Here is a 12244-nt window from a genome sequence, read left to right as displayed (position 1 = left end):
ATATTTTTTAGCACCATAATAAGATACTTGTATTATCTCTTTAAATAAATAATCAAGTTTAATTTTTCAAATTAAAAAATCCAATATCTATGCTAATAAAACTCTATTCCTTATTAAAGTTACTAAATAAATTATATATTTTATTTTCTTATTTATTCATTAATACTATTTTCTTATTTTATTAGTACTACTTTCTAGCAATTAACACTATCTTATACTAATTGGTACTATATTCTACTTATTAAGAATATCTTTTAAGTCCACTACAACTATACATAAATATATTCAATTTATCCTATATAATTTAAGTAATTTTAACTTTACTATATTATCTATCAAATTTTCTATTTCATCTTTTTTTACATTATTTTGTGTACTTTCACTCATAATTTCACCCCCATATTAAGTTAGACAATTTAAAAAGTACTTTGTGACATAAAATTTTTATTTTTAGTATATTATTACAAAATAAAAATACCCAATCAACCTAAATAGTCCAATTGGGTATAAATTCTCTAAAAAATCATTTTGTATTTAAATAATCATCTTTATATTTGAATAATTATTTTTGTATTTGAATTTTTATCTAACTCTAATCTTTATCTGATTCAAATCTTTATCAAGCTCTAGTCTTTATCTAACTCCAACTTTTATTTAACTCTAGCTATTAGAGAAATTGTATTAAAATACTTACCATCTTCTACTTCCATCATTTTTTTATCATTTTTTGCATAAGAATTATCGCAGTTTAGCCAATCTTGCCATGCTTCTTCATGACAACTTAAAGCTTCACATTTCTCTAAAATCACAGACTCCGATTCTGACCAAAGCTCATTCCACCATTTAAGAGAATGAAAATTCATGTTATCTTGCCAAAATGGAATAAGTTCATCAGGTATACAATCTACAAAATCTTGTTTTAATCCTGGCATTGCCATTGCAATTATTCCACCCTCTTTTACAAGAGGCGATATGTGATTTTCTAAAAAACCTTCTTTATTTCCAAAGTAGTGATAAGAATGAACACTTATTACTGCATCAAAAAAACCTTCTGCATAAGGTAATTCATGTGCCTCTGCTTGTATTGGAAATATTTTATTATCTAAGTTAAAGTCCTTAAATCTTTCATAATTCTCAGTTGGTTCTATCCACAAATCTGTTGCAAATACAGTTGCATCAAATTCATTTGCTAAAAATATAGAAGATATACCTCTTCCACATCCTAAATCTAAAATACGCATTCCCTTTTCTAATTTTATCTTATTTGTCAGTTCCTCTAGTATTTTTATACAATTAGGTCCCATCATATTTTTCATGAGGAACTCTTTGTCATACTTATTACTTTTCGTAAATACCATTCTATCTTTCCTTTCCTTATAAATTATTATTTATTTAAATTGTTTATATTTTAATGTATATACTAATTAATCTATTTAGTTTAGCGGATATTTGACACTTTACCTTTTATTATACCATTTATTCTCATAAATATAATAATTCTATTATTTTAAAATTAATATTTATAATAATTTAAAATAAATACTTATAAAATATAGTTTATCATAATAATACTATAAAAAAACATCGAAAAATAAGTATTCTATAGTGAAATAGGAAAAATAACCTTGATATATGTTAGCTATAAAATATGAACAAATAAAGAAGCAGATATGCATGGATTTTGGAATATCTAAAAAATCTAACTCCAAGACAATTTTTTTAAATTCTCCAGAGAGTATTACGATACTACATTATAAAGCTAATTAAGATATTATTCTAAAAACAATAAAATAGGCAGTCAGTAAACACAAATTTTTACTGACTGCCTATTTTTGTTTAATATCTATTATAAATCTTCTAAATAATACTTTCCTTCTAAGAATTCTGATTCTAGCCCTAGATTTTTGAAGTAATTAACTAAAGACATACATGCAAATTTTTCTGTAGAATAATGAGTAGCACCTATAACATTAATTAAATTCTCTTTTGCAATTCTATGAAATTCTAATACTGGCTCAAAATGTTTTAAAGGCTTGGTAAATCCAGTAATATATAAATTTATACAAAGCTCATCAACTTCACTTGCTACAAATGGATAACTTCCTCCCCCTGCTGCAATAGCTACTAAACCATCTTTTAAAAAAGAGCTTCCATAATCATATAGTTTCACATCATGTCCAACTGCTTTTTTAACAAGCTCCTTAATCTCTTCTACTGACTTTAAGGATGTTTTACATATAACTCCTACCTTGATTTTATCATCATATTTGCAGAATGGTTTGACAATTTCAAGACCTAAAGCATTTGCAAAACTAACAGAAGTTGAATAATCACTATAATTGTCTAATGGAGAATGTAATACATAAAAAGAAATTCTACGTTTTTTCATCTCTTCCATATAAGATAGTGGAATGTCATGAAATGGAAAACCTTCATCAGATGCTATATATCCCATTGCATGGTGTGAAAAAAGTAAGATATCTCTTTCATCTTTATCTATGATTTGCTGAATTATTTCTTTATCTGGAAAAGTAACTGTATATACTTTATTAATGTCTTGAGCATTATCTAATACTAAACCTATGTATTTTTTCTTAAACTCTGGAGTAATAAAATCATTTTCAAAATTCATAAAACTCCAATCATCATCAATATTTTTAATATCAAATTCTAAGTCTAACTTTTTATAAAGTTCTTTTGCTTTAATACTAATCACTCCTTTACAATAATATTTAACTAATATCTATTTATACAAGAGTTCTATAGTATACTTATACTTTAAAAATCAACTATATCTCAAAACACTATAAATACTCACTCATCTTAAAGTATAATTTATTTTTCTAGTATACATTCTATCTCAATACTCTTGTCTAGAAATATCTTTTCATTTTAATTTACATCATTAATCTTGTCAAATACGATTATTTTATATGATTAGATTTTTTGGAGGCTTTTTCTTAACTTCAATAATCTTTAAAATATCATCAAGCTCTTTCTCATTCTCCACTCTATAATTTATCCATCCTCCACTTCCACAAGGGTATCGCTTATTCCAAAATTCATTTGTCTTTGGTAATAAGTTATCCAGTATATCTAATAGCTTGTCTACATCATTACTTCCAATTTGAATAGTTGTTGTAAAGCAATCTTTCTCAAAAAACACATAAAATAGATGCATTGTTTTATGTGAATACTTATATCCCCAGCCATAATTATTTCCAAAAGGAAATCTTAATTCTTTACGCAAATCATATTTTTTATCTAATAAATTCTCAAGATGCAAAATAAGATTAAAATGTTTTTTGCCAACATACTCAGAAATCTCTTTTTCTGATGGCATAACACTTTTATTCAACATTCTTTCATACAATTTTAATCACCACTTTTGATTTATTTTTAATCTGAAAATACTAGTAACAAAATTATTCACTCCTTTTACATTCCTCTACAAATTCAATTGGATGTTGAATAATCTTAGAAACTTCTTCTACAGAATACCCTTCATCTAAGTATCTTCTAGCTATAACTTCCATAGCTTCTCCTACCTCAATAATATGCTTATCAGGGTCATAAATACGCACTACTCTCTGTTTCCATTCATATTTTAGTGGTTGGTGAACATACTCTACATCTTTATATGATTTAAGTTTTTCAATAAATTTATCAAAATCATCAGCTTCAAAATAAAGTTCCATATTGTGTGATTTTTTCACAACTGTATCTGGATTTAGTCCTGTTAACCATGCGAAATCCTCTTGTATTGCAAATCCTCCACTAAAAGTTACATTTTTCCCTAAATCTAACACAACTTTTTGGTCAAACAATTCTCCATAAAACTTTTTTGACACTTCTACATCATTTACTGCCAATAATGAACATTGATATTTCATAAATATCCCCCCTAATTTTTATTATTATTTTATTTTACCAATTTAAACTTGAAAGCTATATGTCATATTTATAAAAATTATGAAATTATGTATTCTACACAACTACAATCCATATGCAAAAAGCTACCCTAAAATATAGTTATTTAATTGATAACTAAAGGTAGCTTTTTATATTGAATTAATAGAATTGTCCATCATTAATTTACACTCATATTTAATTTTATTTTGGTTCATATTACAATCCACTTATAATTTATAATTTTCAAATACAGATATACTACATATCATAAATATACTGTATATGATTTATGTTTATATTATACAAAATTTTGCTTTAATTTTGCTTTAAGATTGTATTTTTATAATATTTAATTTACATATAATCTATTAAATTACATAAATCACCAATCTAATGTTTTACTTATATTATACAAGCTCACAAAATTTCTAAAAATAAGTTTTCATATTTTTAGGTATCATGTTTTATTTTACAAATAGCTACTATTTTTCTTTAATCTTATTTTCTTATTTTTATTTAATACTTCTTAACCACTCTTCAATAAAAAGTATATCTTTTTCACTTATATTATCATCTGCATGAAGTGATAATAATAAGCTTTTTATAGAGGAATCATGAATATTACTAAAAAATTCTCTCGTTTCAACATTCAAGTAGTCCTTTTTATTAATTAAAATCTCATACTGTGTATGTTTATTTACCTTTTTAGAACTTAAAAATCCTTTAACTACTAATCTAGATAAAATAGTTAAAGTTGTCGTTTGCTTCCATTGATATTTTTGCTCCATAGCTAAAATAATATCTTTTGATGTTATTTTGGAATCTACTTTCCATATAAATTTCATTATCTTCAATTCTGATTGTGGCAACTTTTTTATTGGCATAATAAACCTTTGCTACTCAGAATACAGACAAGCAATATTCACAGTAAAACTTTCATCAATTTAATTGATGTTATATTCATTTAAATTACTGTAATTTTATAAGATTTTCTCAATCTTAAATTCTAAAGTTAGCTATTTGTACATAATAAACATGTGTAAATAGTGTCAGAATTACTTTATATTGCTTAAGTTTTATGAAATATCTTGTACTCAGCTATATACTTCTGGATACTTGTCTCAGTAGCTCTCCCTTCTTTTAAATTTTTCTTTCTAGTTTTAAGCATTTATATTTTAGTAATCTTACTTCTTTTAATTTTGACTTATTGCTTCTCTAGCTTTTAAAAAAAGAATCTCTCATTTATGATTTTTTTAATCCAAACCTTTTCCTCAACAGCTCTTTATAGCTCTAATTTAATTCAACATATCTAGACATCTATACTTTATATCACTAAAAATCAGACACCAAAACTCTACTTTAGTAGAGTTTATATGGTCAAAAAATGTCTATTTAAGATGCTCTTTCGCTCTAAATACAAGGTTCTAATAAAATATTCCTCTAATAATTACATAAAAGTTCTTCTAATTAAATCTGCTCTTAAAATCTGGTTATCTTCTTCTCAAAATTAAAAACTACTATATTATAATTCTATTTTAGTAGAATATTTTTGTCAATAATATTTTAAGTATTATTGAAAAATATTAAAAAAAAGGGAACTATTTAAAGAGTTTAACAGTCTTACAATAATTCCAAAATATATTATTCCTATGAAAATTTTGATACCATGAGTAACTTAGCTCTAAGCGCATAAAGCAAAAGTTACTATTTTATTTAATAAAACTTGACAAGAAAAGAATTTATATTTATTCTACTACGATAGAACATTTTTGTCAATAAATAATAAAATTATTTTCAAAATATTTTCATTGTTCACGCTTATTTATTATTTTATCATAAAATTTTACTTTGCTAGTGGTAATTTTAAAGTTATTTTTAGACCATGACAATCATCACTTGTGATATTTAATTTACCTTTATGTGCGTTTATAATACCTGCTACTATTAAAAGACCCAGACCATGATTCTGACCTTTAGCATATGCATCACTCAAATTATATTGATTATTCAATAAATAACTAATTTTATCTTTGCTCATACCTTTTCCATCATCTTCAATAGTTATATAACAAAAATCTAAATCAGACCTTGAAACTACATTTATATTACACCCATGTTGATTGTGAGTTATACTATTTTGTATCAAATTGCTAATAGCTCTTTTTAATAACTTTTTATCTGCATCTATAATAATATCTTCATCCAATATATTAATCTCAATATAAAAGTTATTATCCAAATTATTATTTATAAAATCAGAAACAACCTCTCTCAAGAAAACAGAAACTCTAATTTTACCACAATCCAATGGTTGCATATTGTATTCCAATTTAGAGACTAAGTTAAGGTCGCTTACTAATTCCCTAATCTTAATACCTTGATTACATATAATAGATACTTGCTCATGTTCTCTTTGAGAAAGATTTTTACTTTCCTCAAGCTCTCCAGCATATCCTATTATCATTGAAAGTGGTGTTCTTATATCATGAGATATTCCTGCAATCCAATTAGACCTAGCTTCTTCTCTTTTTCTAAGCTTTGCATTTTTTTCCTGTAATTCTCTAGATACAGAGTTAATAGATTTTGAAATATCACTAAGTATTCCCTTTTCTTGAAGAAATACTGGCTCGCCCTTTGAAATAAGCTTCATCCCTGTAATAATTGGCTTTATAGATTTTACCATTTTTAATCCTATGAACAAAGCTATTAAAAAAGTAATTATTGCATTAAGCAAAAGCATAACTAATATTAACCTTGGAAATTGCTCTATTTCTCTAATGGTATAAGTAAGGTTAAACCTAGTATACTTGTCTTTTGGATATCCTGTAACTAGAAGCCCCTCAGGATGCTCCCATACATACACAGGATAGTCTTTTAAAAAGAATTTTGAAAATTTAGCTACATCCGTTAAAGTATAATGCTTTGGTATTTCTTTGGGTAAATCATACTCCCATATTCTGTCCCCATTATCATCAATTAACATTGCCCAAGCTTGATTTTTATGTAACACATCTTTGATAGATTCATCCAAAACAAATTTACCATCTTTTGAGATTAACTTTTCCTCAAGCATCATTAAATTTGCTTTAGTCTCTCTGCTAGTGCTTATATCCGATTCTCCCAAGTATGGATATATAAAGGTTACGTATGAAAATATCAAAAATCCTGTTATGTTTAAGATAATTAGAAATAATGAAATCAAGATACTTGAACCTATAAATCGCCTCAATATATATTTTACACTATCCAAAGTTAAATCACTCCTCTTGAAATCTTCATATGGCATAAATCAATTAACAATTAATTTATATCCAAGCCCTCTTACTGTAAGAAGATGCTTAGGAGAAGATGGTGCTTCCTCTATCTTTTCTCTAACTCTCCTAACATGTACCATAAGAGTATTTTCATACCCATACATGTCATCTCCCCATATAGCTTGACATAGTGCATCACTAGTAACAATTCGCCCTTTATTTTCATACAACTTTAAAAGCAGGGAATGTTCTTTAGCAGTTAAAGATATTTCTTGTCCATCTTTTTTTACACATGCAGTATTTAAATTTACAACAACAGAATCTCCTAGTTTAAATACTGGCAACTCCTCTTCTTCCATAGGAATATATACACGATTTAGTATACCTATTAACCTTAAAGTAAGTTCTTTAGGTAAAAATGGCTTTACTATATAATCATCAGCTCCTAAACCCAAACCAATCAATCTATCTTCATCCTCTCCTCTTGCAGAAAGAAAAATAACTGGTATCTTAGACGTCTCTCTAATTTTTCTCATAATAGAAAATCCATCTCCATCTGGCAATACTACATCTAAAATTGCACAGTCTGGTTTTATATTTTTAAATACTTTCACAGCTTCTTCATAACTAGAGGCTAGAAAAATTCTATTAAATCCATCTTTTCTTAAGATTTCATCTATCATTTTTAATAATTCTTTATGGTCATCAACCACAAGTATTTTTTTATCCTTTATTGTTTCCATAATCATCACCCTCCATAAGTATATCATATACCCATTTTTATAACTTTACCCCAATAGACTATTTAAGGTTATCGTAAGGTAAACTTCAGCTATCTGAAATGTAAGTACTTTATTGTATTAATATAAGCTACAAACACTACTATATGTAAGTCATAAAAATTCATACTAAATTATAGAAAAGAGGATAAAACATATGGAAATGATAGTTAAAACAAACAGACTTTCAAAAGAATACAATAAAATATTTAGAGTAAAAGACTTAGACCTTAGAGTACCAAAAGGAGCTGTATATGGCTTTTTAGGCCCTAATGGTGCTGGTAAATCTACTACTCTTAAAATGCTACTTGGACTTGCAAAACCTACACAAGGAAATATTAGTATTTTAGGTAAAGAGTTAAATGATAAAAACAGAATATCAATTTTAAATGATATTGGCTCATTGATAGAATCTCCATCATATTATGGACACTTGACAGGGCTTGAAAATATGACTATTATGCAAAGACTATTAGATTTACCTAAAAAAAATATACATGAAGCCTTAAAAATAGTAAGACTAGAAAATCAGAAAAATAAGAAGGTCAGTCAATATTCACTAGGTATGAAACAACGCCTTGGCATTGCCATGGCAATAATGAAGTTTCCAAAACTATTGATACTTGATGAACCTACAAATGGACTTGACCCAGCTGGAATTGAAGAAATTAGAGAACTAATAAAATCTCTTCCAGAAAAATATGGCATGACAGTTCTTATTTCTAGTCATCTTCTAAGTGAAATTGACCAAATCGCCACATCAATAGGAATAATAAATCATGGTGAACTTGTTTTTCAAGATAGTATAAAAGAACTTCATGATAAAGGTCAAAGTCATATTGCTATTAAAACACAAAATCCAATATCTGCTCAAAAACTTTTAAATACACAAGGATATATGTCACTTATACAAGATGGATATTTAACTATTGAAAATTTAAAAAATACAGATGTAGCTAAAATAAATAACATACTTGTACATTCAAATATGGATGTATTTAGAATAGAAGAACATAAAAAGAGCTTAGAGGATATATTCCTTGAACTTACTGGCAAGGCGGTGACTTTATAATGAAATATCTTAGTTTAGAATTTTATAAAATTAAAAGAAAGAAAATTATTTTGATGACATTTTTATTTGTAGCTGTTGAAATAATATGGTGTATCATGAATTCAAGTAGAGCTCTTACAAAGAATCCAGACATGCTAAGTGGATTTGAATATTCATACATGATTATGAGTTTTACAAGTTTAAATGGATTATTTTTTCCTATCTTAATATCAATAATTACTTCCCGAATAAGCGATATAGAGCATAAAGGAGATACATGGAAACTTTTAAAGTCTTCTGCTACACCCTTAAATAGTATTTATTTTTCTAAATTTTTATGCTCTACTATTTTGATATCATTATCTATACTTATACAAATATTGGCTATTTTAGGTTTTGCATCTTTTAAGGACTTTATCGAACCATTTTCTATGTCCTTAATTGTCAAATATACCTTAGGTACGATACTAGTTAGTATAGCTATAATAGCACTGCACCAATGGGTTGCAACTGTATTCCAAAATCAAATGCTTGCTGTTACACTTGGTATGTTAGGTAGCTTTATAGGTTTAACATCAGGACTATTTTTTCAAGGTATTCGTAGATTATTTATATGGTCTTATTACATAGAATTAACGCCTCTAAATTATGCTTATGACACTGCCCTTGGTTCATCAGTTTACAAAGTAAATATGAATTTTTCAATGACTGTTTTAATCTTCTTTGTTGGAATGTTAATTTATTATATTGGAAAAAATCATTTATTAAAAAAGGAAATATAGGAGGGATTTAAATGTTAAGAAAATCAGTTTTGGGAGAAATCCTAAAGTTAAAAAATTCTTTTATATGGTATATATTATTGGCTTTACCACTTCTAAGTGTGCTAATTGGTACTGGAAACTTTTATCTAAATCAAGATATCCTTAAGAAAGAATGGTATAGCTTGTGGACTCAAGTTAGTCTATTTTATGGTGAGTTTTTCTTTCCTATATTAATAGCAATCTTTTGTGCCTATGTTTGCAGACTTGAACATATGAATCATAATTGGAATAATGTAATGACACTTCCAATCAATTTAAAAAACATTTTTTTATCTAAACTTATAGTTATTTCAATACTTACGGCTATCACTCAAATTGTTTTCGTTATTTTTTACATAGTTGCTGGAAATATGATTGGATTTTCCCAAAGTGTACCTAATGAACTCACTGGCTGGATTGTTAAGGGTTGGATTATTTCAATTTCAATAGCTTCTATACAACTATACCTATCTATAAAGATTAGAAGTTTTGCTACTCCTATTGGTATCAGTCTTTGCCTTTCTCTATTTGGAATGGGCTTACTAATAGCACAACCTTCTATTGGTATATTTTTCCCATACTCTATGTTAGGAAGTGCTATGGGTATTATAAAACAATCTGCTTTAAACGTTAATGATACTATAGTTACAATATGTGTTGCATTTGCCACTACTATAATATTTTCTGAAATCGCTAAGAGAAACTTTAGAAAAAATGATGTTATATCTTAACCTTACAATAAAATTATATATGACAAGATGGTGTCATCCTCTTGTATTATAATAAATCAAGTATGTATGATAAATAATTCAAATCACCTCTTGACCATCTAATCAATAAAAAAGACTTTCATGATGTAGTATGGTAAAATATAAAAAAGCTTGCCTATATTTGCAATTATGTCATATGAAAAATCTGGATTCAAGAAATCTGATAAGGCAATGACTGATTTTTTATTAGATGAATATGTATCTCTCTATGGAGCTGGAGATTATGTAATAGATGGAACTGCTATTTTGGTAAAACACTTAGATGTGTAATGCATTTTATTATGAAAAGTGATAAAACTATTGATAAGGCTATAGTACACTGCTATTTTCATTTTCTAGAATTAACCTTAATAGAATTAGCTTTAATATAACAGATAAAAAAATTTAATCCACAGGAGTATAAATTAAAATGATAATTAGACAAGAAAAAGCCAGTGACAAAGATAAAGTATATGAAGTTATTAAAGCTGCATTTACAAATGAAGAATCTTCTGACCATGATGAACAAAACCTTGTTAATCGATTAAGAAATAGTACTAGCTTTGTTCCAGAACTTTCACTTGTTGCTGAAGATGATGGAGATATAGTTGGGCATATTCTATTTACAGAAATAAAGATTAAAAATGATGTACTACTTGCACTAGCACCAGTAGCAGTTTCTCCAAGTGTCCAAGGCAAAAAAATAGGTTCAAAGTTAATTGAAGAAGGACATAAAATTGCAAAGTCAAAAGGATATAAAGGTTGTGTAGTTTTAGGTCATGACAAATATTATCCTAAGTTTGGCTATCAAGTAGCAAGTAAGTTTAATATAAAAGCTCCATTTGAAGTGCCAGATGAAAATTTTATGGCTATAGAGCTACTAGACAATGGATTGAAAGAAGTGTCTGGTACTGTAGAATATGCAAAGGAATTTTTTGAACAGTAGTTATAAACTATGATTGGTAATTCTATTTAATATTTAAGATATAAGGAGTGATATAATGGGTGAACTTTCTAAATTACCAAATATAGGTCCTGTAGTTGAAGGTCAATTAAACCAAGTTGGAATCACAACCTATGAACAGTTAAAGGAAATAGGTAGCAAGCAGGCATGGTTAAAAATAAAATCTATTGATGCTTCTGCATGTATTAACCGTCTATATTCACTAGAAGGTGCAATTCAAGGCATCAGAAAAAGTCAATTATCTTCAGATGAAAAGGAAGAATTAAAAGAATTTTATAATATATTTAAGTGTTAGAAAAGGAGAGTTTATATGTTTGAATCAAGATGTGGTGTACTCTGTAACAGTTGTGCAAGAAAAGAGAAAGTAAATTGTAAAGGATGTACTCAAATGAAAGGTCCATTTTGGGGTGGTGAATGTAAGGTTAAGACTTGCTGTGAAAGCAAAGAACTTAATCATTGTGGAGAATGTGATACTTTTCCTTGTGATATGCTTTCAAATATGGGGAAAGAGCAAGGTTTTGACCCTACAATAAAGATTGAACAATGCAGAAAATGGCTAGCTGAAGAAAAATCTTTAAATGATTCTCTTAATTAATTTAATTCATTGATTGAAATACATATTATGTTAAGATACATATGATGAGTGAGGTATTATAAAGGAGCTAAATAATAGTTTTAATTATTATTCAAAACTGATATTTAACTCTTTTATAATCACTCTTTAGTCTTTTATAA

General features: G+C 27.0%; 14 protein-coding genes. 7 read left to right on the top strand and 7 right to left on the bottom strand.

Annotated elements, in window-relative coordinates; translation table 11 throughout:
• Nucleotides 1–650: 650 nt before the first annotated feature.
• The 7 genes from IC175_RS08470 to IC175_RS08440 all read right to left on the bottom strand — a co-directional run bounded on the left by IC175_RS08470 (nucleotide 651) and on the right by IC175_RS08440 (nucleotide 7909).
• The gene (locus tag IC175_RS08470; RefSeq protein ID WP_227433502.1) at nucleotides 651–1358 is read right to left on the bottom strand and encodes an SAM-dependent methyltransferase; all 708 of its coding nucleotides are present in this window, start codon (nucleotides 1356–1358) and stop codon (nucleotides 651–653) included.
• Nucleotides 1359–1846: 488 nt separating this feature from the next.
• Nucleotides 1847–2716 carry a Nif3-like dinuclear metal center hexameric protein gene (locus IC175_RS08465; protein WP_227851421.1) on the bottom strand — a complete coding sequence of 290 codons (870 nt, stop codon included), beginning with the start codon at nucleotides 2714–2716 and terminating at the stop codon, nucleotides 1847–1849.
• A gap of 213 nt (nucleotides 2717–2929) precedes the next feature.
• Nucleotides 2930–3373: a DUF3788 family protein gene (locus tag IC175_RS08460; protein WP_227483035.1), complete on the bottom strand. Its 444-nt coding sequence runs from the start codon at nucleotides 3371–3373 to the stop codon at nucleotides 2930–2932.
• Nucleotides 3374–3425: 52 nt separating this feature from the next.
• Nucleotides 3426–3893, bottom strand: a complete 468-nt coding sequence (locus IC175_RS08455) for a VOC family protein (RefSeq protein WP_227483036.1) — start codon at nucleotides 3891–3893, stop codon at nucleotides 3426–3428.
• A gap of 531 nt (nucleotides 3894–4424) precedes the next feature.
• On the bottom strand, nucleotides 4425–4796 hold the full coding sequence (locus IC175_RS08450) for a BlaI/MecI/CopY family transcriptional regulator (RefSeq protein WP_227433507.1): 372 nt from the start codon (nucleotides 4794–4796) through the stop codon (nucleotides 4425–4427).
• Between the two features lie 959 nt (nucleotides 4797–5755).
• Nucleotides 5756–7162 carry a sensor histidine kinase gene (locus tag IC175_RS08445; RefSeq protein WP_227851420.1) on the bottom strand — a complete coding sequence of 469 codons (1407 nt, stop codon included), beginning with the start codon at nucleotides 7160–7162 and terminating at the stop codon, nucleotides 5756–5758.
• Nucleotides 7163–7201: 39 nt separating this feature from the next.
• Nucleotides 7202–7909 (bottom strand): response regulator transcription factor, encoded by a 708-nt coding sequence (locus IC175_RS08440; RefSeq protein ID WP_227831313.1) that lies wholly within the window; start codon nucleotides 7907–7909, stop codon nucleotides 7202–7204.
• 193 nt (nucleotides 7910–8102) lie between these two features.
• Between IC175_RS08440 and IC175_RS08435 the strand changes: the two genes are divergently transcribed.
• The 7 genes from IC175_RS08435 to IC175_RS08405 all read left to right on the top strand — a co-directional run bounded on the left by IC175_RS08435 (nucleotide 8103) and on the right by IC175_RS08405 (nucleotide 12104).
• On the top strand, nucleotides 8103–9017 hold the full coding sequence (locus IC175_RS08435) for an ATP-binding cassette domain-containing protein (protein ID WP_227851419.1): 915 nt from the start codon (nucleotides 8103–8105) through the stop codon (nucleotides 9015–9017).
• Complete coding sequence (locus IC175_RS08430) at nucleotides 9017–9778, top strand: ABC transporter permease (RefSeq protein WP_227483040.1); 762 nt, start codon at nucleotides 9017–9019, stop codon at nucleotides 9776–9778. The genes IC175_RS08435 and IC175_RS08430 overlap by 1 nt, the downstream gene beginning before the upstream one ends.
• An 11-nt stretch (nucleotides 9779–9789) precedes the next feature.
• The gene (locus IC175_RS08425) at nucleotides 9790–10527 is read left to right on the top strand and encodes an ABC transporter permease (RefSeq protein ID WP_227831315.1); all 738 of its coding nucleotides are present in this window, start codon (nucleotides 9790–9792) and stop codon (nucleotides 10525–10527) included.
• 168 nt (nucleotides 10528–10695) lie between these two features.
• Entirely contained in the window at nucleotides 10696–10836 is a 141-nt protein-coding gene (locus tag IC175_RS08420; protein ID WP_227831316.1) for a hypothetical protein, read from the top strand.
• A 139-nt stretch (nucleotides 10837–10975) separates the two neighbouring features.
• On the top strand, nucleotides 10976–11491 hold the full coding sequence (locus tag IC175_RS08415; protein ID WP_255613107.1) for a GNAT family N-acetyltransferase: 516 nt from the start codon (nucleotides 10976–10978) through the stop codon (nucleotides 11489–11491).
• Between the two features lie 55 nt (nucleotides 11492–11546).
• Nucleotides 11547–11804 carry a TfoX/Sxy family protein gene (locus IC175_RS08410; protein WP_227433515.1) on the top strand — a complete coding sequence of 86 codons (258 nt, stop codon included), beginning with the start codon at nucleotides 11547–11549 and terminating at the stop codon, nucleotides 11802–11804.
• Between the two features lie 15 nt (nucleotides 11805–11819).
• Complete coding sequence (locus tag IC175_RS08405; RefSeq protein ID WP_227433516.1) at nucleotides 11820–12104, top strand: DUF3795 domain-containing protein; 285 nt, start codon at nucleotides 11820–11822, stop codon at nucleotides 12102–12104.
• The last annotated feature ends 140 nt before the right edge of the window (nucleotides 12105–12244 follow it).

Origin of the sequence: Clostridioides sp. ES-S-0123-01 (assembly GCF_020658415.1) — a bacterium.
Classification (GTDB): Bacteria; Bacillota; Clostridia; order Peptostreptococcales; family Peptostreptococcaceae; genus Clostridioides.
Note: the sequence above shows the minus strand (reverse complement) of the source record. Positions and strands in the feature narration are given on the sequence as shown.